19 protein-coding genes are annotated in these 20,330 nt (G+C 72.5%); 12 read left to right on the top strand and 7 right to left on the bottom strand.

What is annotated here, in order from left to right; genetic code table 11:
- Positions 1-48 precede the first annotated feature (48 nt).
- On the bottom strand, positions 49-1,149 hold the full coding sequence (locus tag ACZ5WE_RS21630) for an enolase C-terminal domain-like protein (protein WP_467691323.1): 1,101 nt from the start codon (positions 1,147-1,149) through the stop codon (positions 49-51).
- Between the two features lie 310 nt (positions 1,150-1,459).
- Between ACZ5WE_RS21630 and ACZ5WE_RS21625 the strand changes: the two genes are divergently transcribed.
- From ACZ5WE_RS21625 to ACZ5WE_RS21615, 3 genes are read left to right on the top strand one after another with little or no spacing between them, the layout of a single operon-like run.
- Positions 1,460-3,316 carry a transketolase gene (locus ACZ5WE_RS21625; RefSeq protein WP_467691321.1) on the top strand — a complete coding sequence of 619 codons (1,857 nt, stop codon included), beginning with the start codon at positions 1,460-1,462 and terminating at the stop codon, positions 3,314-3,316.
- The gene (ligD, locus tag ACZ5WE_RS21620) at positions 3,313-4,260 is read left to right on the top strand and encodes a non-homologous end-joining DNA ligase (RefSeq protein ID WP_467691320.1); all 948 of its coding nucleotides are present in this window, start codon (positions 3,313-3,315) and stop codon (positions 4,258-4,260) included. The genes ACZ5WE_RS21625 and ligD overlap by 4 nt, the downstream gene beginning before the upstream one ends.
- Positions 4,261-4,320: 60 nt before the next feature.
- Positions 4,321-5,076: a GvpL/GvpF family gas vesicle protein gene (locus ACZ5WE_RS21615; RefSeq protein ID WP_467691319.1), complete on the top strand. Its 756-nt coding sequence runs from the start codon at positions 4,321-4,323 to the stop codon at positions 5,074-5,076.
- A 27-nt stretch (positions 5,077-5,103) separates the two neighbouring features.
- On the opposite strand, the gene ACZ5WE_RS21610 is transcribed toward ACZ5WE_RS21615, so the two are convergent.
- Positions 5,104-5,274, bottom strand: coding sequence for a hydrophobic protein (locus ACZ5WE_RS21610; protein ID WP_190080846.1), 171 nt, complete (start codon positions 5,272-5,274; stop codon positions 5,104-5,106).
- Between the two features lie 69 nt (positions 5,275-5,343).
- The gene (locus tag ACZ5WE_RS21605) at positions 5,344-6,153 is read right to left on the bottom strand and encodes a class I SAM-dependent methyltransferase (RefSeq protein WP_467691317.1); all 810 of its coding nucleotides are present in this window, start codon (positions 6,151-6,153) and stop codon (positions 5,344-5,346) included.
- A gap of 193 nt (positions 6,154-6,346) precedes the next feature.
- Between ACZ5WE_RS21605 and ACZ5WE_RS21600 the strand changes: the two genes are divergently transcribed.
- The 3 genes from ACZ5WE_RS21600 to ACZ5WE_RS21590 are packed head-to-tail and all read left to right on the top strand — an operon-like array spanning position 6,347 to position 9,671.
- Positions 6,347-7,966 carry an ABC-F family ATP-binding cassette domain-containing protein gene (locus ACZ5WE_RS21600; RefSeq protein ID WP_467691316.1) on the top strand — a complete coding sequence of 540 codons (1,620 nt, stop codon included), beginning with the start codon at positions 6,347-6,349 and terminating at the stop codon, positions 7,964-7,966.
- Between the two features lie 58 nt (positions 7,967-8,024).
- Positions 8,025-8,636 carry a TIGR03086 family metal-binding protein gene (locus tag ACZ5WE_RS21595; RefSeq protein ID WP_467691315.1) on the top strand — a complete coding sequence of 204 codons (612 nt, stop codon included), beginning with the start codon at positions 8,025-8,027 and terminating at the stop codon, positions 8,634-8,636.
- A gap of 45 nt (positions 8,637-8,681) precedes the next feature.
- A complete protein-coding gene (locus tag ACZ5WE_RS21590; RefSeq protein ID WP_467691313.1) occupies positions 8,682-9,671 on the top strand; it encodes an AraC family transcriptional regulator in 990 nt (329 codons plus the stop codon).
- Between the two features lie 258 nt (positions 9,672-9,929).
- Here ACZ5WE_RS21590 and ACZ5WE_RS21585 read toward each other — a convergent pair whose 3' ends face one another.
- Complete coding sequence (locus ACZ5WE_RS21585) at positions 9,930-10,301, bottom strand: CBS domain-containing protein (RefSeq protein ID WP_467691311.1); 372 nt, start codon at positions 10,299-10,301, stop codon at positions 9,930-9,932.
- Positions 10,302-10,628: 327 nt separating this feature from the next.
- On the opposite strand from ACZ5WE_RS21585, the gene ACZ5WE_RS21580 reads away from it, so the two are divergent.
- A complete protein-coding gene (locus ACZ5WE_RS21580; RefSeq protein ID WP_467691310.1) occupies positions 10,629-11,426 on the top strand; it encodes an RNA polymerase sigma factor SigF in 798 nt (265 codons plus the stop codon).
- Here ACZ5WE_RS21580 and ACZ5WE_RS21575 read toward each other — a convergent pair.
- Positions 11,423-12,547, bottom strand: coding sequence for a PAS domain-containing protein (locus ACZ5WE_RS21575; protein WP_467691309.1), 1,125 nt, complete (start codon positions 12,545-12,547; stop codon positions 11,423-11,425). The two genes, ACZ5WE_RS21580 and ACZ5WE_RS21575, sit on opposite strands and share 4 nt — an antisense overlap.
- A 75-nt stretch (positions 12,548-12,622) precedes the next feature.
- Here ACZ5WE_RS21575 and ACZ5WE_RS21570 point away from each other — a divergent pair, with 75 nt between their 5' ends.
- Positions 12,623-13,342 carry an ANTAR domain-containing response regulator gene (locus ACZ5WE_RS21570; protein ID WP_467691307.1) on the top strand — a complete coding sequence of 240 codons (720 nt, stop codon included), beginning with the start codon at positions 12,623-12,625 and terminating at the stop codon, positions 13,340-13,342.
- A 93-nt stretch (positions 13,343-13,435) separates the two neighbouring features.
- A complete protein-coding gene (locus ACZ5WE_RS21565; protein ID WP_467691306.1) occupies positions 13,436-14,641 on the top strand; it encodes an aminotransferase class I/II-fold pyridoxal phosphate-dependent enzyme in 1,206 nt (401 codons plus the stop codon).
- Here ACZ5WE_RS21565 and ACZ5WE_RS21560 read toward each other — a convergent pair.
- Together ACZ5WE_RS21560 and ACZ5WE_RS21555 are read right to left on the bottom strand one after the other, a co-directional pair.
- Positions 14,638-15,255 carry a DedA family protein gene (locus ACZ5WE_RS21560; protein ID WP_467691304.1) on the bottom strand — a complete coding sequence of 206 codons (618 nt, stop codon included), beginning with the start codon at positions 15,253-15,255 and terminating at the stop codon, positions 14,638-14,640. The two genes, ACZ5WE_RS21565 and ACZ5WE_RS21560, sit on opposite strands and share 4 nt — an antisense overlap.
- Positions 15,252-16,040 (bottom strand): MBL fold metallo-hydrolase, encoded by a 789-nt coding sequence (locus ACZ5WE_RS21555; RefSeq protein WP_467691302.1) that lies wholly within the window; start codon positions 16,038-16,040, stop codon positions 15,252-15,254. Before ACZ5WE_RS21555 ends, ACZ5WE_RS21560 begins: the two co-directional genes overlap by 4 nt.
- A gap of 99 nt (positions 16,041-16,139) precedes the next feature.
- Here ACZ5WE_RS21555 and ACZ5WE_RS21550 point away from each other — a divergent pair, with 99 nt between their 5' ends.
- From ACZ5WE_RS21550 to ACZ5WE_RS21540, 3 genes are all read left to right on the top strand, one after another.
- Positions 16,140-16,562: a hypothetical protein gene (locus tag ACZ5WE_RS21550; protein WP_467691301.1), complete on the top strand. Its 423-nt coding sequence runs from the start codon at positions 16,140-16,142 to the stop codon at positions 16,560-16,562.
- A 99-nt stretch (positions 16,563-16,661) separates the two neighbouring features.
- Positions 16,662-18,809 (top strand): phage holin family protein, encoded by a 2,148-nt coding sequence (locus ACZ5WE_RS21545; RefSeq protein ID WP_467691299.1) that lies wholly within the window; start codon positions 16,662-16,664, stop codon positions 18,807-18,809.
- Between the two features lie 82 nt (positions 18,810-18,891).
- Entirely contained in the window at positions 18,892-20,319 is a 1,428-nt protein-coding gene (locus tag ACZ5WE_RS21540; protein ID WP_467691297.1) for an amino acid permease, read from the top strand.
- Positions 20,320-20,330: the final 11 nt, after the last annotated feature.

Below are 20,330 nucleotides of genomic sequence, written 5' to 3'. Positions count from 1 at the left end.
TCCGGGGGTTCCATCCCGTGGCGGCCACCACGACGAACGGCCGCTGACCTACGCGACCCGGTACTCCTCGACCTCCTCCGTGCGCCGCAGCTCGAGACCATGGCCGACGCCCCCGTCGGGGCGGACGACTCCGCCCGTCGGGTCGAGGGCGCCGTCGAAGAGCATCGACTCGATCCGCACATGGTCGTGGAGCCACTCGATGTGCCGCAGATTCGGCACACACGCGGCGACCGCGGCATGCGCGTGCGGGGCGCAGCGGGCCGAGACCTCGATTCCGTGCGCCTGCGCGAGGGCGGCGGCGCGCAGCCACTCGGTCAGTCCGCCGCAGCGCGTGGCATCCAGCTGGAGGCAGTCCACGGAGGGGATCATCCGCGCGAAGTACGCGAGGTCATAGCCGTACGCGCCGGCCGCCACGTCGCAGACCAGCGCGTCCCGCACCAGTGCGAGCCCCCGCAGGTCGTCCGAGGGCACCGGCTCCTCGAACCATCCGACACCGTGCTCGGCGAGCACGCGGCCCACCCGGATCGCCTGCTTGCGGGTGTAACCGCCGCTCGCGTCGACGTACAACTCGGCCTGCGAGCCGATGACGTCGCGCGCGGTGCGCACCCGCAGCACATCGCGGGCCGCGGCCCGCCCCCAGGCCTCGCCCACCTTGATCTTGACGCGGGGGATGCCCTGGCCGTGCACCCAGCCGTTCAGCTGGGCCGCCAGATGCGTGTCGTGGTACGTGGTGAAGCCGCCGCTCCCGTACACCGGGACCTCGTCGCGGGCCGCACCCAGGAGACGTACGAGCGGGATCTCCAGGAGGCGTGCCTTCAGGTCCCACAGGGCGATGTCGATCGCCGACACGGCGCTCGACGCGGCTCCGGGGCGGCCGGTGTTGCGGACCGCCTTCGTCATCGCCGTGTGCGCCGCGGGGATGTCGAGCGCGTCGAGACCCGTGACGGCCGGGGCGAGCTGCTCGGCCAGCAGGGAGACGGTGGACGCGGGACCGTACGTCCAGCCTGTGCCGGTCGCGTCGCCGGCCGTGATCTCGACGATCACGATGGTCGTGCTCTCCCACGCGAAGGTGCCGTCCGCCTCGGGGGCGTCCGCGGGGACCGAGTAGGCGGACAAGGCGGGGCTTTCGATGGGCACTGCGACCTTCATCGGGACCGTCCTGGCTCACATGCGGGGTGGGGGCGCGGAGCGGGGCAGGGTCGGCTCGAAACCCCCCGCACCTGCGACGGCGCCCGGTACGGGTATCCCGAAGCCCGGCGGGCAAACCGGTCCTGCGCCGGATCCGGGCCGGGGTTTCCACGGTGTTTGACGGGGGTTCGCAGGGGCAACCCGAAGGGCCCGCGCGCCAGGGTCGTCGGGAGGCCGCACGCCAGGGCCGTCGGGAGCGCGTGCCAGACCGACGGCCCACGCGACCGGCGAACCGCCGGAACCGAAGGACCGAGGCCAAGGAGGGCCCGCCATGATCACCAGTGAACTCGCTCCGCTCGCCCGGCAGTTGCGGGTCGACTCCGTCCGTGCCGCGGACGCCGCGGGGTCCGGGCACCCCACCTCGTCGATGTCCGCGGCCGACCTGATGGCGGTGCTCCTTGCACGCCATCTGCAGTACGACTTCGACCGGCCCGACCACCCCGGCAACGACCGCTTCATCCTCTCCAAGGGGCATGCCTCGCCCCTCCTGTACGCGGCGTACAAGGCGGCCGGCGTCGTGACCGACAGCGAGCTGCTGACCTTCCGCGCGCAGGGCAGCCGCCTCGAAGGGCATCCGACGCCGCGCTGCATCCCGTGGGTCGAGGTCGCCACCGGCTCCCTCGGCCAGGGGCTCCCCATCGGCGTCGGCATGGCCCTCTCGGAAAAGCGGCTCGACCGCGTTCCGTACCGGGTCTGGGTGCTGTGCGGCGACAGCGAGCTGGCGGAGGGCTCGGTGTGGGAGGCCGTCGAACACGCCGGGTACGAGCGCCTGGACAATCTGACCGCCGTCGTCGACGTCAACCGCCTCGGGCAGCGCGGCCCCACCCGCCACGCCTGGGATCTCGACGCCTACGCGCGCCGCTTCGCCGCCTTCGGCTGGCATGTCGTCGAGGTCGAAGGACACGACTTGCAGGACGTCGACCGCGCCTTCCAGGAGGCCCGCTCCACCACCCGGCAGCCCACGGTCGTCCTCGCCCGCACCGTCAAGGGCAAGGGCGTCGCCGCCGCCGAGGACCGCGAGGGCCTGCACGGCAAACCGCTGCCGGAGGCAGCGGCGGCCATCGAGGAGCTGGGCGGCGTGGACGGCGGGGACGGCGTGCGCGTCGAGGTGGGCAAGCCCGCCGCCGCGCGAACGCTGCACGCGACGCGCAGCGGCCATCTGGAGCTGCCGCGCCACGAGGTGGGCGACTCCGTCGCCACCCGTACTGCCTTCGGCCGGGCGCTGACCGCGCTCGGCACCGCGCGCGGCGACGTCGTGGCCCTCGACGGGGAGGTCGGCGACTCCACGCGAATCGAGTACTTCGCCAAGGAACATCCCGACCGCTACTTCGAGTGCTACATCGCCGAGCAGCAACTCGTCGCCGCCGCAGTGGGGTTGGCGGTCCGCGGCTGGGTGCCGTACGCGTCGACGTTCGCCGCGTTCCTCACCCGGGCCCACGACTTCGTCCGCATGGCGGCGGTCAGCGGCGTCGGCATCAACATCGTCGGCTCGCACGCGGGTGTGGCCATCGGCCAGGACGGCCCTTCCCAGATGGGTCTCGAAGACCTGGCGATGTTCCGCGCCGTACACGGTTCGACGGTCCTGTACCCGTGCGACGCCCACCAGACCGGGAAGCTCGTCGCGCAGATGGCGGGCCTGGACGGCGTGCGGTATCTGCGTACGTCACGTGGGGACACGCCCGTCATCTACGGGCCCGGCGAGGAGTTCCCCGTCGGCGGCTCCAAGGTCCTGCGCTCCGGCGAAGCCGATCGGCTCACGCTGGTCGCGGCGGGCGTGACCGTGCACGAGGCGCTGACCGCGGCCGAGTTCCTCGACCGCGAGGGCATCCAGGTGCGGGTCATCGACCTCTATTCGGTCAAGCCCGTCGACCGCGCCACCCTGCGCGAGGCCGCCGAACGCACCGGCTGCCTGCTCACCGTCGAGGACCACCGGCCGGAGGGTGGCATCGCAGACGCCGTGTCCGAGGCCTTCGCCGACGGGGGCCCGGTGCCACGCCTGGTGCGGCTCGCGGTGAGCACGATGCCGGGCTCGGCCTCCCCCGAGGAGCAGCTGCACGCCGCCGGGATCGACGCCGAGTCCATCGCGGCGGCGGCGCGGCTGCTCGTGGAGCAGGCGGTCGTGCGGTGACCGACGAAGACCCCCGCACGACCAGCGAACGAACCCTGCGGGCGGGGCGCCGCACCGTGCGTCTGCACCGGCCCGGCATGGTGCTCTTCCCGGCCGACGGTGGAGGGGGCCATACGAAAGGCGACCTCGCGGACTACTACCGGGCCGTCGCTCCGTTCATGCTGCCCCATCTGCGCGGTCGCCCCTTGATGCTGGAGCGGCACCCGGACGGCGTCGACGGACCCCGCTTCATGCAGAAGGACACCCCCGACCACTACCCGGACTGGATAACGCGCGTGGAGGTCGCCAAGGAGGGCGGCACGGTCACCCACACGGTGTGCGACGACACCGCGACGCTCCTCTACCTCGCCGACCAGGCCTGCCTCACGCTGCACCGCTGGACTTCCCGCGTCGGCGGGGTCGGCGGCGTCACCCATCCCGACCGGCTCGTCTTCGACCTCGACCCCGCCAAGGACGACTTCGGTCCCGTCCGTGAGGCGGCACGCTTCCTGGGTGAACTGCTCGACCACGTCGGACTGCCGTCCGCCCTGATGACCACGGGCTCGCGCGGACTGCACGTCATCGTGCCCCTCAACGGCCGCCACGACTTCGACGACGTACGCGCCTTCGCCAAGGACGTCGCCGAAACCCTCGCGCGGGCCCACCCCGAGCAGCTCACGACGGCCGCCCGCAAGAAGGAGCGCGGCGACCGCCTCTACCTCGACGTGCAGCGCAACGCGTACGCGCAGACCGCGGTCGCCCCTTTCTCGGTCCGCGCCAAACCCGGTGCGCCGGTCGCCGTGCCCGTCGCCTGGGAGGACCTCGACGACCCCGCGCTCGGCGCCCGCCGCTGGACCATCGCGGACGCCGTCGAGCAGGCACGCACCGATCCCTGGGCGGGCCTCCTGCGTTCCGGACGCGCCCTCGGCCCGGCCCGCCGCAAGCTGCGCGCCCTGAGCGGCTGAGGTTTGGCCAGGGCGCGCGGGGCCACCCGGAGTGTGCGCGCGGAGTGAGGAGCGAGACCAGTGAGCACGTACATATACGGCATCGTCAGAAGCCCGCATGCGCAGACGAATCCGCCGGGCAGCGCGGACGGCATGGACGGCATCGGTGAACCGCCCCACCCCGTCCGGACCGTGCGGCGCGGTGAGCTCGCGGCGCTGGTCAGCGACGCTCCCGTGGATCTGGAGCCCAAGCAGGGCGATCTGCTCGCGCACCACAACGTCCTGTCCGAGGCGGGCAACCACGGCCCCGTCCTCCCGATGCGCTTCGGCAGCCTCGCTCCCGACGACGAAGCGGTCCTCGCGGTCCTCGCGGAGCGGGCCGACCACTACGCGGAGCGACTGCGCGCCCTGGACAGCAGGGTCGAGTACAACGTGAAGGCCTCGCACAACGAACGGGTCGTCCTGCATCAGGTCCTCGCCGAGAACCCGGAGCTGCGCGCGATGGTCGAGGCCAACCAGCTTGCCGGGGGCGGCGATCACGAGCAGAAGCTGCAGCTCGGCGAGAAGGTGAGCGCCACCGTGCGGGCGAGGGAGGCCGGTGACGCCGACCATGTGCTGCGGGCCCTCGAACCGACCGCCGAAGCGGCCTGCGCGGGGCCAAGAGGGACGGGCTGGCTCGCCGACATCTCCTTCCTCGTGCACCGCGACGCGGCTGCGGGCTTCCTGTCCGCCGTGGCCGAACTGCGCGTGGACCAGCCCCACTTGGACCTGCGGGTGCGCGGTCCGCTGCCGCCGTACAGCTTCGTCGACCCGGGCAGGGCCGAGCCCGCGGGCTGAGGCCCGCGGGCTCGGGGACTTCCGGGTCTACCAGCGGTACCAGCGGGACCTCGTCCCGCTGGCCGTCGTGCTGCGCATCAGGAATCCGACCAGCCAGATGACGAGCACGGCGATGGCGATCCACCAGAGGATCTTCACGGCGAACCCCGCGCCGAAGAGCAGCAGGGCCAGCAGAAGAACAAGCAGGATGGGAACCATAGTGTCTTACCTCCTGCCGTCCGGGTATCCGCAACTGGCCGTACTACGCAGCGAATTGAGCACTTCCGGTCACTTCCGACAGAGGATCTCCCCGTGCAGCACGGCGAACCAGCCGTCGTCCCGCGACCCCCACTCCCGCCACGCGTCGGCGACCTGCCGCAGTGCGCCGGCGTCGGCGTGCCCGCCCCGCACGGCGCGTTCGGCGTAGGTGGAGGCGACCGTGCGGTCCGCCCAGAGCCCGCTCCACCAGGCGCGCTCTTCGGGCGAGCTGTAGCACCAGGTGCTCGCGCTCGCGGTGACGTCGTCGAAACCGGCCTCCAGCGCCCAGGACTTGAGGCGGCGCCCCGCGTCCGGCTCGCCGCCGTTGGCGCGGGCCACCCGCCGGTACAGGTCCAGCCAGCCGTCCATGGCGGGGGAGTCGGGAAACCAGGTCATCGCCGAGTAGTCCGCGTCGCGGGCGGCGACGATGCCGCCCGGTGCGCAGACGCGCCGCATCTCGCTCAGGGCGCGCACCGGGTCGCCGACGTGCTGCAGCACCTGATGCGCGTGCACGACGCAGAAGGAGTCGTCCGGGTAGTCCAGGGCGTGCACGTCCGCGACGGCGAACTCCACGTTCCGCAGGCCGCGTTCGGATGCTGTCGCGCGGGCCCGGTCCAGGATTCCGGGCGCCTGGTCGACACCCGTGACGTCGCCTTCGGGGACGAGCTCGGCCAGGTCGGCGGTGATGGTGCCGGGACCGCAGCCGATGTCCAGGATCCGCATGTGCGGCTTCACCGCGTCGAGGAGGTAGCCGGCCGAGTTGGCGGCGGTCCGCCAGGTGTGGGAGCGCAGGACCGACTCGTGGTGTCCGTGCGTGTAGACGGCGGTCTCCTCCGGCATGACGGGAACTCCTTCGTGTTCGCTGCCGCTCGCTGCGGTGGATCGAACGGTACGCCGCCATGTCGGATAGTGAGACCCGTGTATCAGTATGTGGTCGGCGCGTGGAGGGGAGCGGCCGGTACACGGTCAGGGCGCGGGCAGGGATCCGAAACGCATTTGCAGCAACCAGCACCCCCCACGGAGAATCCCCCGCATGGGACATCTGGAAGCCGCGCACATCGAGTACTACCTGCCGGACGGTCGAGCTCTGCTCGGCGATGTCTCCTTCCGTGTCGGTGAGGGCGCCATCGTGGCCCTCGTCGGGGCGAACGGCGCGGGCAAGACCACGCTGCTCCGCCTGATCTCGGGCGAGATCCAGCCCCACGGCGGCACCGTCACCGTCAGCGGCGGCCTCGGCGTCATGCCGCAGTTCGTGGGCTCTGTGCGCGACGAGACGACCGTGCGCGACCTGCTCGTCTCCGTCTCGAACGCCCGCATCCGCGAGACCGCGAAGGCCGTGGACGTCGCCGAGCACCTGATCATGACCGTCGACGACGAGGCCGCCCAGCTCCAGTACGCCCAGGCGCTCTCCGACTGGGCCGAGGCGCACGGCTACGAGGCCGAGACGCTCTGGGACATGTGCACCACGGCCGCGCTCGGCATCCCGTACGACAAGGCGCAGTTCCGTGAGGTCCGCACACTCTCCGGCGGCGAGCAGAAGCGGCTCGTCCTCGAAGCCCTGCTGCGCGGCGGCGACGAGGTGCTGCTCCTGGACGAGCCGGACAACTACCTCGACGTGCCCGGAAAGCGCTGGCTGGAGGAGCGGCTGGGGGAGACACGCAAGACCGTCCTCTTCGTGTCGCACGACCGCGAACTCCTCTCCCGCGCCGCCGAGAAGATCGTCAGCGTCGAGCCGGGGCCCGCGGGCGCCGATGCCTGGGTGCACGGCGGCGGCTTCTCCACGTTCCACGAGGCGCGCAAGGAGCGGTTCGCGCGCTTCGAGGAGCTGCGCAGGCGCTGGGACGAGAAGCACGCCCAGCTGAAGAAGCTCGTGCTCAGCCTGCGGCAGGCCGCCTCGATCAGCCACGAGCTGGCCTCGCGGTACGCCGCCGCGCAGACCCGGCTTCGGAAGTTCGAGGAGGCGGGGCCGCCGCCCGAGCCGCCCCGTGAGCAGGACATCACCATGCGGCTGCAGGGCGGCCGGACCGGCATCCGGGCCATCACCTGCAAGGACCTCGAACTGACCGGCCTGATGAAACCCTTCGACCTGGAGGTCTTCTACGGCGAGCGGGTCGCCGTCCTCGGCTCGAACGGCTCGGGCAAGTCGCACTTCCTGCGCCTCCTCGCCGGTGGCGACGTCGCGCACACCGGCGACTGGAAGCTCGGCGCGCGCGTCGTGGCGGGCCACTTCGCACAGACCCACGCCCACCCGGAGCTCTTCGGCCGCACGCTCCTGGACATCCTGTGGCGCGAGCACGCCCAGGCCAAGGGCCCCGCGATGTCGCGCCTTCGCCGTTACGAGCTCACCGGGCAGGCCGAGCAGCGCTTCGAGCGGCTCTCGGGCGGCCAGCAGGCGCGCTTCCAGATCCTGCTCCTGGAGCTCGAGGGCTCCACCGCCCTGCTGCTCGACGAGCCCACCGACAACCTCGACCTGGAGTCGGCCGAGGCGCTCCAGGAGGGCCTTGAGGCATACGAGGGAACGGTCCTCGCCGTGACGCACGACCGCTGGTTCGCCCGCTCCTTCGACCGCTATCTGGTCTTCGGCAGCGACGGTCTCGTACGCGAGACGCCCGAGCCGGTCTGGGACGAGCGGCGCGTGGAGCGGAAGCGGTAGCGCCTCCGGGGGAGCGGAAGCGGTAGCGCCTCCCGGCTCCAGGAGGACAATGGCGGGTATGGCAGACACGACTGGTACAGCCGGACCGTCCGAACTGAACGACCAGGAGCTCCTCGACCGGCACGCAGCCGCCCTCGACCTGTTCGGCGACCGGGTGCACGCGATCGGAGCCGACCAGTGGGACGCGCAGACGCCGTGCACCGACTGGTCCGTGCGCGACCTCGTCGATCACCTGACCACCGAGCAGCTCTGGGTCCCCTCGCTCGTCCGCGACGGCGCCACCATCGAATCCGTCGGCGACGCCTTCGACGGCGACGTGCTCGGCCCCGACCCCGTCGCCTCCTGGGACACGGCAGCAGCCGCTGCTCGGGAGGCGTTCAGCGAGCCGGGCGCCATCTACCGCACGGTGCATCTGTCCTTCGGCGACACCGCGGCCGACTTCTACTGCGGGCAGATGATCACCGACCTCGTCGTGCACGCCTGGGACCTCTCCCGGGCCATCGGCGCGGACGAAGAGCTTCCGGAAGACCTCGTCGCCTTTTCCCTGCGCGAAACCAAGCCGTACGCTGCGGACTTGGCGAAGAGCGGGCTCTTCGCCGCCGCGGTGGAACCACCGCAGGGCGCCGATGTGCAGACGGAGCTGCTGAGTCTGCTGGGGCGCCGGGTGTAGCCGCGGGGGAGCACGAGTGAGGTCGGGGGAGCGGGTGAGTCACGCGTGAGTGCCGAAGCGCTGAGGACGTCCTTCAGGACCGCGGACGTGGACGAGGCACGGCAGATGATCGGTGCCACGTTCTACAGCAACTTCATGGACGTCATCGAGGGGCCGCGCTCTTTCTGCGCCGAGTTCGACATCGGGCAGCTGGGCGCGCTCACCGTCGGCGAGCTCAGCTGCGGCGCCGATGTGCGGATGCGGCTCGGCGAACTGGGCGCGTACCACGTGAACATACTGCTCGGCGGCCACATGCGCGTCCGGCAGGGCGGTGGCGTGGGCATCGTCTTGACGGCGGAGCGTGCCGGGGTTTTCCAGCCCGTCGGCGACACGGTGGTGGAGCGGTGGACCGGTGACTGCCGGGTCCTCGCGGTGAAGATGGACCGCGAGGCGCTCGACCAGCGCCTGGAGCAGCTCATCGGCCGGCCCCTGCGCGCCCCGCTGACACTCGCTCCCGCACTGGACACCACCCGTGGTCCCGGCCGCAGTTGGGCCCGGCTCGTCGCCACGGTCATCGAGGATCTGCGCGCGGAGCCCGGCGCTCCGCGGGACCAGGCGTCGCTGTACACACCCCTGATCGCCGCGCCCCTCCAGGAGGCGATACTGAACGGGCTGCTGCTCGCCGCGGAGCACCCCTACCGCGCCGAACTCGCCGCTCCGGCCCAGAGGTTGCGCCCGGCGCCGGTGAAACGCGCGATGGACGCCGTCCAGGAGCGGCCCGAGCATCCGTTCACGCCGGCCGGGCTCGCCGCCGAGGCGCGGGTCGGGGTGCGCTGGCTCCAGGAGGCTTTCCGCCGCTACGTGGGCATGTCTCCCATGGCGTACGTACGGGACGTGCGGCTGACCCGTGTGCGGGACGAACTGCGGGCCGCGGAGACCGGCGCGCTCAGTGTGAGCGAAGTGGCGCACCGGTGGGGCTTTGGTCATCTGGGGAGGTTCGCCGAGCAGTACCACGCACGGTTCGGTGAGCTGCCGTCCCAGACGCTGCGGAGGTGAGACGGAGCCCGCACCGAGCGGACCGTGCGTTATCCGGACAGTGGCCGCGCTGAGCGGCTCGTGACCGCCGGGCCCCTGAATTACCGTTTTATCTGTCACCGGCTGGGCCGGTCGCTGCCCACGGGTCCATAACCCGCCCCAGGGGGCGCGACCGTGACGGACCACCGGGGACGATCCGGCCCGGCCTCAGGCCGGGCCGGGCCCGCGCCGCGGGTCCGGTCGCTCCCCCTGCGCCACCGTGCAACCGGACCCGCTCCCTCACGCCGACGCCGCGAGATCCGTGAGGGTCACCATCCCCACCGGCTGTCCGTCCTCGACGACGGGCAGCCTGCGTACGGCGTTCTCCAGCATCAGGCTGACCGCGGACGACACCGCGTCGTCCGGAGCGACCATCACCGGGTTCGGGGTGCAGATGGCCTGCGCGCTGACGGTGAGGGGATCGGCGCCGTCGGCGACGGCCCGCAGCGTGATGTCCCGGTCGGTGAGCACGCCGACCAGCCGGCCGGCCGTGGCCACCAGGACATGACCGATGTCCTGCGCGCGCATCAGCTGGGCGGCTTCCACCAGCGAGGCATCGGGACCGACCGCCACGACGCCCGGTGTCATGACGTCCCTTACGACGACAGCCATGGTGGGGCCCTTCCTGTGGGGGGTGAGTCGCTTTGCCGCAGTACCCCTGTGGGGACGGACCATGCGGGTTTACCCGGAGGAAGTGGGGAGACCCGGCCCCTGCGACCCCCACGGGTGGCCGGGACGCCGCTCCCGCGGGTGCCGTCGTCGTCACGCACGTGTGTTTGCCTCCCGGACCTCGGGGCAGGCGCAGTTCACAGTGCTTCGGACCGGAGGCACGTCCGTGGGAGCAGTTCGCGCTCGCCCGGGTGTGCCCCGTCGCAATGCCGCGTGCACCCCACGGTGACTCTTCAACCCAGGGCACCTAACAGGGAGTTGCGACGCATCATGCGATCCGACGCGCGACAGGCGAAGCGCCATCCGCACGACGACGCCCCCGACACCGCAGCCGCTTTCCGCAGGCTCACCGAGATGCCGCACGGTCCGGAACGAGACGCACTGCGCCAGGAGTTGGTCAGGGCCTGGTTGCCGATGGCCGAGCGGCTCGCGGGCCGGTTCCGCAACCGCGGCGAAGCCCTTGACGACTTGCGTCAGGTGGCGGCCCTCGGCCTGGTCAAGGCCGTCGACCGCTACGACCCCGAGCGCGGCAGCGCCTTCGAGAGCTATGCCGTGCCGACCGTCACCGGCGAGATCAAGCGCCACTTCCGTGACCACATGTGGACCCTCCATGTGCCGCGCCGTGTGCAGGACTTGCGCAACCGGGTGCGCTTCGCCCGCCAGGACCTGACCCAGACCATCCCCGGGCGCGCGCCGACCCTCGCCGAGATCGCGGAGAAGGCGCAGCTTTCCGAGGAGGACGCGGCCGCCGGTCTCGAGGCGCTCGACAGCTTCACCGCGCTCTCCCTGGACGCCGAACTGCCGGGCAGCGAGGACGGTTACGCGCTGCGCGACGCACTCGGCGCCCCCGACCCGGCGCTCGACGTCGTCATCGACCGCGAGGCCGTCAAGCCCCGCATCGCGGCGCTGCCCGAACGGGAGCGCGACATCCTCTACATGCGATTCTTCGGCGACATGACGCAGAGCCGCATCGCCGAGCAGCTCGGCATCTCCCAGATGCACGTGTCGCGCCTGATCAGCCGGTGCTGCGACCGCCTGCGCGCAGAGGTCATGCAGGACGCCGCCTAGGTCATGGCCAGCGCGATGTGGCGCGACATCACGTCGACCGACTGTGCCTCGGCCATCGAGAAGGCGAGCCGCGCCCCGCTCCTGAACAGCGTGAGCACACCCTCCACCGGCCCGTCCGAGCGTCCCCTCAACGGCACGCACAGCAGGGACGTCACCTGCGCGCGTACGAGGACGGGGGCGCCGGACGCGTCACGGCCGAAGGAGTCCGGGTCCTCTGGACGCACCTGCAGCATGGGCGCCCCGCCGCGTGCCGCCTCGACGACGAGGGGGCACGCGGCGGGCGCCTGCGCGAGGACGTCACCGACCGGCGCGTCCTTCGGCCCGAGGACGGTCGTGCGCCGCTGTCGCGCGGCCCCCTCGTCGGCGATCACCCAGTCCGCGAACCGCGGGTGCAGCACACCGGCCGCCCGTTCGAGTACGGCCACGCGGTCACCGGCGGGAGCGGTGAGCAGCGCGGTGGTCATGGCATCCGCGAGGTCCATGCGGGCCGCGTGCCGGGTCGCCTCGCCGAGGTCGGGGGCGGGAGGCCGGAAGGTCTCCTGCGCCGCTGCGCGCGAGCCCGCGGGCCGGGTGCCCGGCTGAAGCACCACCAGGACCGCCGGGCGCGGTTCGGCGCCGGGCCGCAGCGCGGTGAGCGTCGCGCGGACCGGGAGGTGCGGATCGCGCTGCAGATGGACGGTGAGGCTGCGGTCTCCCTCGCCGCGTGCGACCGCGGCCGTCTGTGAGCGGAACGCCACGCGGTCCGCGTGCAGCAGGAATCCGGTCAGGGGTCTGCCGGTGGCGTAGCCCGCGCGTACGCCCGTGATGCCGGTCGCGGCGAAGTTCATCCGCCGGACCACCGATTCCCGGTCGATCAGGGCCACGGGCAGGGGGAGGCGTTGGAAGATGGCCCGCAGGAGCCGCTGCTCGTCCCGGTCGGGCACGCCGCTGCCCAAGTGCCCGTCGGCGGCCAGCCGTTCGTAAAGAGGCCTCAACTGGTCGGCCACGTGGTCGAGTTCGAAGATCGCCGCGTCGAGAACCGTGCCGAGGTCGTCCGTCGGTACGGAGCGTGCCGACTTCAACTCGGCGACGCGGCGCACGAAGTCCGCGATCTCCTCACCGAACTCCTCCGTCTGCGCCATGTGCCGAACGTATCCGTTGCGGCCGTTTTCCGGGGGGCCTCGCGGGAAGGCGGAGGGAAGGAGGAGGAAAACACCATGCCCCGCATACCGGAACCGGACCTCGACCTGGCAGGACCCGAAGCCGCTCTGCCGGGACGCAGGCTCTCGGAGCTCGCGGAACAGGCCATACGCTGCACCACCGCGTGCTGCGGCGCGGGCACGACCGTATCGGAAGGCGGCAGCGAACACCCCGCTTCGGTGACCCACCCCGACCTCGCCCGCCTCGTCTCCGTCCAATTGCGCTCGGGCGACGGACCCATCCCGGCAGCTCAGGAGCGGGGCACGCCGGTGGAGACCGGCGACCTGCTGCGGGACGAACGGTGGCCCGAGTACCGCGCCATGGCGCTCGACTCCGGCGTGCGCTCCAGCGTCACGCTCCCCTTCCGGCGCGCGGGACTCACGGTCACCCTGACCCTGTTCAGCTTCCGCCCCGGCGCCCTGGACGACGTCCGGCACGGCCCCGCCCAGGCGCTGGGCGACCTCGCCACGACGGGCCTGGTCCGCGACCGCCGCTACCGCGCGGCCCTCACCGAACTCGACCACCTCGGCACGGCCCTGCGCACCCGCCCCGTGGTCGACCAGGCCTGCGGCATCATCATGCACGTCCTGACCTGCGACGTGGACAAGGCCTTCGCGGTGCTGCGCCGCATCTCCCAGACGACGAACCGCAAGCTGGCCGACGTCGCGTCGGCGGTGGTCCGGACGCGAGGGAAGGGTCTTGAGCGGGAGCTGGCGGGGTTGGCCGCCGACGACTGACAGCCCCGCAGCGGTCGGGCGCATCCGGGGAAGGAACCACTCGGCCGGAAGCCCCCGCGCGCGCGAAGCGGCCCGCCGCGCTTCGATTGACGCATGCGGACGGAACCCGAAGGCCGTGGCCCTGTCCGGTACGGACCTCCCCTGCCGGAGCCGGGCCTCCCGGTCCTGCCGCAGCTGTCCGCCGCGCTCGCCGGTGCCGCGGGCCGCGCCCACGCCGAACCACCCGGCGGCGGGCCCGCTCTCCTGGACGCCGCGAGCGGCTACTGGGGGCGGCGTGGCCTGCCGGTGGAGCGGGATCACGTCGTCGCCGCGCCGGGCGCCGCGCCCCTGCTGCTCGCGCTGACCGCCGCACTCGGCGGCGATGTGCTGCTTCCGCGACCCTGTCCCGCCTGGTGGACGCCGCAGGTGCGGCTGCTCGGCCGGTCGGTGTACCACGTGCCGACGCCCGCCGAGTGCGGTGGCGTCCCCGATCCGTACGCCCTCATGGAGACCGTCCGCCGCATCCGTGCCGAGGGCGGCGCCCCGCGCCTGCTCGTGCTCTCCGTCGCCGACGACCCGACCGCCACCGTGCCGCCGCCGGAGGTGCTGCACGAAGCCGTGGAGGCGGCCGCGGACGAGGGGCTGCACATCGTCAGCGACGAGACCTGGCGCGACACCCTGCACCGCCCGCACGACACCGTGCTCGTCAGCCCCGCCGAGATGGACCCGGAACGGGTGACGGTCCTCACCGATCTCTCCGGGGCGTTCCTGCCGCCGGGCTGGCCCGCCGCGGTCGCCCGGTTCCCGGCCGGTGCGCGGGGCTCGGCGTTGCGGGCCCGCACCCTGGACGTCCTCACCGCGCTCGGCGCGTGCGTCGCGGCGCCGGTCGGCGCGGCGGCGTCGTACGCCCTGGGCGAGCCGGACGAGGTGACCGACCGCCTCGTCCGCGCCACCCGCCTGCACGCGCGCGTGGCCGCCGCCGCGCAGCACGCGGTGCTCGTGGCGGGCGCGCTGGCCCGGCCCCCGGCGGCGGGCCGCCACTTCTACGTGGACCTCGGCCCGCTGCGCACCGCCCTCGCCGCGCGCGGTGTCGGTGACTCACAGGACCTGGAGGACTACCTCGGCGCACGCCTCGCCATGCCCGCGCCCGGCGGCCACCGCTTCGGCGACGAGCTGGACGCACTGCACGTGCGCCTTTCCACCGGACCCCTGCTCGGCGCGACCCGGCAGGAGCGCCTGGCCGCTCTCACCGCGCCGGACGCGCTGGAACTGCCGCACGTGGAGAGGGCGTTGAGCAAGCTCGCAGCGGCCTTCGGCTAGGACTGTGTACGCCGCACCTTGCGCCACACCGTCGGCGCCGTGCTGATCAGCACCGTCAGACCGACCGCCACCACCACGCCCTGCCACGGCTCCTTGAAGAGGGAGCCGCCGAGAATGCCGATCAGTTGGTACGTCACGGCCCAGGCGAGGCACGCGGGCACGTCGCCCCGGGCGAACTCGCGCAGCGGCATCTTCGCCATCAGACAGGCCAGCATCACCGGAATCCGCCCGGCGGGCACGAGCCGGGACAGGACGAGGACCAGGACGCCGTGGTCCGCGAGCTTGTCCTGAGCCTGCGCGAGACGGTCCTCGGGCGCACGGTCACGGATCGCCGCCAGCCAGCGCGAACCGTTCTTCGAACGCATGCCGCGCCGCCCCAGCCAGTACAGCGCCACGTCCCCGAGAAACGCGGCGAACGCCGAGACCCCGAACACCACGAGCAGCGCGAACGGCGCCTCCTGGTGCACGGCCACCACGGCGGCCGAGCTGACAAGCGCGCCCGTCGGCACAACCGGAACCAGCGCGCCGACCACGATGAGCAGGAACAGCGACGGATAGCCGACGGCCTGCTGCGTCGACTCCGGTGTCACCTGGGTCGTCAGGGCGAGGATCACTGGGATTCTCCCTTGGTGACCTCGGGCCGCACGCTCTCTCCGTGCCCCAGGCGGTGCACCGCCACTTCGGGTGCGAGCAGCGCGGCCTGGCGGACGAACTCCTCGCCCGGCGTGTGGAATTCATGGGGCCGTACGGCGTCCATGCCGATCGGCCAGTACGTCCCGTAATGCACCGGCACCGCGCTGCGCGGCGCGATCCTGGCGAGGGCGAGTGCCGCGCGCCCCGCGTCCAGGTGACCATGGCCGAGATACGGCCCCCAGCCGCCGACCGGCAGCAGCGCCACGTCGACATCCCCGACCTCATCGGCCATCGAGTCGAAAAGACCGGTGTCCCCGGCGAAGTACGTCCGCGCCTCACCCCGCACCACGAAGCCGAGGGCGGGCGTGGCGTGCGGCCCCACGGGCAGCCGCCGCCCGTCGTGCCGCGCCGTCACCACCCGGACGACGAGGTCGCCGATCCGGACCTCGTCCCCCGGCACGACGTCGATGAGGTGCAGATGGGAGAGCCTGCGCGCGAGCCCCGGCACCTGCCGGCGGGCGCCGCGCGGCAGCAGCACCCGCGTGCCGGGGGCGATCCGCGCGAGGGAGGGCAGATGCAGATGGTCGGCGTGCAGATGGGACAGGAGCACGGCGTCGGCGACTGCCGCCTCGGGAGGCGGGAGCTCGCCCCTGCGCCGGCGCAGATGGGCGAGGCGGCGGGCGAACAGCGGGTCGGTGAGCACCCGAAGCCCGGAATCCTCGACCGTGCAGGTGGCATGACCCCACCAGGTGATCTCCACCGGCACTCCGGTTCCTCCTTCGCGCGACTGTCTACGAGCCTACGGCCAGGAGTAGGGTCTTCGGCTGACGCCAGTGGTGAGGACGCAGGAGGTGAGGGGGACGCGATGGGAGACACCGCAAGCGCGACAGTCGTGCGGGTCGCGGCGATCGCCAGCCTGACACCGCTGGAGGAGCTGGACGCCGATCCCTTCCTGGTGGACTCCCGCAGCCAGCACGCGATGTGCGCGCGGTGGGCCGCCGCCAGGGGGTACGTCGTCACCCGGGAACTCGTCGTCCGCGGGCTGCCCGCCGACCACGCCGTGCTCTGGGCCGACGTCGACAAGGGTCTCGTGGACCTCTTCGTCGTGCCGAGCCGCCGGGTCCTCGACCTCGCGCTGCGGTCGCCGGACGAGTTCACCGCGGAGTGCGGGCGGCGCGGGGTGCGGATCGAGACGGCGGGCCTCGCGGAACCCTCGTACGACGCGGTGATGAAGGCCCATGTCCACCGGCGGCTCTCCATGCCGACAGCGGGGTACGACGGCCGCTGACCCGACCCCGACGGCTCCTGACCCGACCCCGCCCACCGACCCGTACACCCTGTGACACGCTGGTGTCCTGATCTGTCATGAAACGTGAGGCGGCACGGCGTGGGGCGAGGGCGATGGCGGGCGGTCGGCAGTGCTCTGTGGCGCTCCGTCGCCGTGTGGCTGGTCAGTACGCTCACCATGCTCGCGCTCGCCGGCATCCTGCCCGACTTCCAGTTGCAGTCCGACGACGGTGACAGCGCCACCCGCATCGCCGTCACCGCCGCCCTCGGCGCCGGCGCCTTCGGTCTGCTCTCCTCGCTGGTGTGGCCCCTGCTCGTGCGGGCGCTGCTGCTCGTGCCCGCGCTCGTGCTCGGCCTTCTCGCCTTCTTCCTCAACGGGTCGCTGCTCCTGCTCGCCCTCGGCCTGATCCCGGACGGCCGCGGCGAGGCCAACGCCGAGACCGCGGTCGTGGTCGCCGCCGTCATGTCCGCCGTCGCCTCCGCCACCGGCGGTGCCCTCGCCGTCCGCGACGACGACGCCTACCGCCGCCGCCTCTACCGCCTCGCCGACCGCAGGCGCCGCCGCCGTGCCGAAGGGCGGCCCGGCCCCGTCCCGCCCGGCACCGTCTTCATCCAGCTCGACGGCGTCGGCCACGACGTCCTGTGCTCGGCCGTGGACAAGGGGCTCATGCCGACCGTCGCGGGCTGGCTCGGCCAGGGGCGCGAGCCCACCCACCGGCTCACCCCCTGGCGCACCGACTGGTCGAGCCAGACCGGGGCGAGCCAGCTCGGCATCCTGCACGGCTCCAACCACGATGTCCCCGCCTTCCGTTGGTACGAGAAGGACACCGGGGAGGTCATGGTCTCCAACCGGCCCGCATCGGCCGTCGAGCTCCAGCGCCGCGCCATCGAGCGCACCGGCGACGGCGGCCTCCTCACCCTCGACGGAGCCAGCCGCGGCAACCTCTTCAGCGGCGGCGCGGAGCAGGTCGCGCTCGTGCTCTCCATGGCCGCACGCCGCGGCAGGGAGAACCGCTCGCGCGCCGGGTACTTCGCCTACTTCTGCGACCCCGCCAACGCCGTGCGCACCGCCCTGTCCTTCGTCGCCGAAGTCGGCCGCGAGATCGGCGAGTCGACCCGCGCCCGGATCAGGAAGCGGCGCCCGCGCGTCGCCAGGGGCGGTCTCTACCCCTTCATCCGTGCCTTCGCGACCGTCGTCGAGCGCGATGTCGTCGTCGCCGCGGTCATCGGGGACATGCTCGCCGGGCGCAGCGCGCTCTACGCTGACCTCGTCGCGTACGACGAAGTGGCCCACCACTCCGGTCCCCGCGGCAGCGACGTGGACAAGGTGCTCCAGCGGCTCGACCGGTCCCTCGCGCTCATCGCGAAGGTCGCCGAACACGCCCCCCGCGCCTACCGCATCGTGGTCCTCTCCGACCACGGCCAGAGCCCCGGCGAGACCTTCCACGCCCGCTACGGCCTCACCCTCGGCGACCTCGTCAGGGCCGGCTGCGGACTGCCCGTGCCGCGCAAGGCGCAGCGCACGCACAGTGGTGCCGAGGCGCGCTCGACGGTCCGCGCCGCCCTGCGCCGCCCCGTCGAGGAGGGCGCGGGGCAGCACCGCCCCGCCCGCCGCGCGGAGCCCATCGTGCTGGCCTCCGGCAACCTCGGCCTCGTGTCCTTCCCCGATGTCGCGCACCGCATGACCCGCGAGGAGATCGACCTGCGCCATCCGGCGCTGCTTCCCACCCTCGCCAACCATCCGGGCGTCGGCTTCCTCCTCGTACGCAGCAAGGAGCGCGGCCCGGTCGTCCTCGGCGCGCGAGGCGGTGAGGTCCACCTCGACGAGGACCCCGCCGACCTCGGGCCGCTCGCCGACTTCGGGCCCGGCGCCGCCGACGCGGTGCGCCGCACCGACGGCTTCCCGCATGTCGCCGACATCATGGTCAACTCCTGGTACGACCCCGAGGACGGCGAAGTCCTCGCCTTCGAGGAGCAGATCGGCTCGCACGGCGGACTCGGCGGGGCCCAGGCCCGCCCGTTCCTCCTCTCCCCCCTCGTGCTCTCCACGCCCGTCGAGGAGGAGGACGAACTCGTCGGGGCCGAGAGCGTCCACGACGTGCTCCGGCGCTGGCTCGGCGAGTATCTGGGTCCCGAGATTCCGCTGGTCACAGGGGTCGCCGGGGCTGCGGACGATTCCCGGCCCGGCGACCTGGAGGGCACAGCTTTTGCGGTCGCCGACCCTGCCGCGCAGGACAATACACACTGATTTTGTACGGTCCCCGCCGTGCCCGACCATGTCTCTCGCCCCGGTGATCCCGGGCGTCCCGCGCGATGAGAGGCACCACCCCATGCACGACACCGGAACCGCGATCAAGCCGGCTCCGGCCCCCGACCAGGAAGCACAGCGGACAGAGCAGCACGCCGAGCACATAGAGCACACAGAGCACGCAGAGCACGGCAGCAGGCACGCTCGTCGCTTCGGCCTTCCCATCGCCACCTGCCTGGTCATGGGCAACATCATCGGTGGCGGCATCTTCCTGCTCCCGGCCTCCGTCGCCCCGTTCGGGACCATCAGCCTCGTCGCGTTCGGCGTTCTGACCGCGGGCGCCATCGCCCTCGCCCTGGTCTTCGGCCGGCTCGCGCGGCGCGATCCGCGCACCGGCGGACCGTACGTCTACGCGCGCGCCGCGTTCGGCGACTTCGCGGGCTTCCTCGCGGCCTGGTCCTACTGGGCCACCACCTGGGTGTCGAACGCCGCGCTCGCCGTCGCCGCCGTCGGCTATCTCGACGTCCTGATACCGGTCAACGACCACAAGTGGACCGCCTGCCTGGCCGCCCTGGTCCTGCAACTCCTGCCCGCGCTCGCCAACCTCGCGGGCACCCGGTACGTCGGCGCGGTCCAACTCATCGCCACCGTACTGAAGTTCGTGCCCCTGCTGCTCGTCGCGGTCGGCGGGCTCTTCTTCTTCGACAGCGCCAACCTCGGGCCCTTCCAGGCCGGTGACGACAGCCCGGTCGGCGCGGTCTCCGCCTCCGCCGCGATCCTGCTCTTCTCCTACCTGGGAGTCGAGTCGGCCGCCGTCAGCGCCGGAGAGGTGCGCGACCCGCGCCGCAACGTCGGGCGTGCCACCATCCTCGGCACCCTCGGCGCCGCCCTCGTCTACCTGCTCGGCACCCTCGCGGTCTTCGGCACCGTCGCCCACGACAAGCTCGTCGGTTCCACCGCGCCGTTCTCGGACGCCGTCAATGTCATGTTCGGCGGTTCCTGGGGCGGTACGGCCGTGGCGCTCGCCGCGCTCGTCTCGATGGTCGGCGCCCTCAACGGCTGGACCCTGCTGAGCGCCCAGGCGCCGTACGCCGCCGCCAGGGACGGCCTCTTCCCCGCCGCCTTCGGCAGGAAGAAGCGCGGCGTGCCGACCGTGGGCGTCGTCGTCACCGTCGTCCTCGCCTCGCTGCTCACCGTCTACAACTACACGGCCGGATCGAGCGGCGTCTTCGAGTCGCTCGTCCTGATCACCACGTTCACCGCGACCGTGCCCTACCTCCTGGCCACCGCCGCGCAGATCTACTTCCTCGTCTCCGGGAGGGGCGAGCGCGTCAACCGCGCCCGCCTGGCGCGGGACGGCATCCTCGCGGGCGTCGCGTTCGGCTTCTCCATGTGGCTGGTCGCCGGGTCCGGATACGCGGCCGTCTACCAGGGCGTCCTGTTCCTCTTCGCGGGCGTGCTCGTCTACGCGTGGATGGCGGCCCGCAAGGAGCGGACCGCCACCCACTGATCCCACTGATC

Source organism: Streptomyces sp. NPDC033180 (assembly GCF_055577645.1).
The sequence above is the reverse complement of the archived record's forward strand: the minus strand, read 5'-3'. Positions and strand labels throughout refer to the sequence as shown.

Excerpts from the sequence above, each read along its gene's own strand:
- ACZ5WE_RS21565 (WP_467691306.1), top strand. The coding sequence starts at position 13,436 with ATGCGGACGGAACCCGAAGGCCGTGGCCCTGTCCGGTACGGACCTCCC.
- ACZ5WE_RS21605 (WP_467691317.1), bottom strand. The coding sequence starts at position 6,153 with ATGCCGGAGGAGACCGCCGTCTACACGCACGGACACCACGAGTCGGTC.
- ACZ5WE_RS21630 (WP_467691323.1), bottom strand. The coding sequence starts at position 1,149 with ATGAAGGTCGCAGTGCCCATCGAAAGCCCCGCCTTGTCCGCCTACTCG.
- ACZ5WE_RS21585 (WP_467691311.1), bottom strand. The coding sequence starts at position 10,301 with ATGGCTGTCGTCGTAAGGGACGTCATGACACCGGGCGTCGTGGCGGTC.
- ACZ5WE_RS21550 (WP_467691301.1), top strand. The coding sequence starts at position 16,140 with ATGGGAGACACCGCAAGCGCGACAGTCGTGCGGGTCGCGGCGATCGCC.
- ACZ5WE_RS21580 (WP_467691310.1), top strand. The coding sequence starts at position 10,629 with ATGCGATCCGACGCGCGACAGGCGAAGCGCCATCCGCACGACGACGCC.
- ACZ5WE_RS21600 (WP_467691316.1), top strand. The coding sequence starts at position 6,347 with ATGGGACATCTGGAAGCCGCGCACATCGAGTACTACCTGCCGGACGGT.
- ACZ5WE_RS21575 (WP_467691309.1), bottom strand. The coding sequence starts at position 12,547 with ATGGCGCAGACGGAGGAGTTCGGTGAGGAGATCGCGGACTTCGTGCGC.
- ACZ5WE_RS21570 (WP_467691307.1), top strand. The coding sequence starts at position 12,623 with ATGCCCCGCATACCGGAACCGGACCTCGACCTGGCAGGACCCGAAGCC.
- ACZ5WE_RS21610 (WP_190080846.1), bottom strand. The coding sequence starts at position 5,274 with ATGGTTCCCATCCTGCTTGTTCTTCTGCTGGCCCTGCTGCTCTTCGGC.
- ACZ5WE_RS21625 (WP_467691321.1), top strand. The coding sequence starts at position 1,460 with ATGATCACCAGTGAACTCGCTCCGCTCGCCCGGCAGTTGCGGGTCGAC.
- ACZ5WE_RS21540 (WP_467691297.1), top strand. The coding sequence starts at position 18,892 with ATGCACGACACCGGAACCGCGATCAAGCCGGCTCCGGCCCCCGACCAG.
- ACZ5WE_RS21595 (WP_467691315.1), top strand. The coding sequence starts at position 8,025 with ATGGCAGACACGACTGGTACAGCCGGACCGTCCGAACTGAACGACCAG.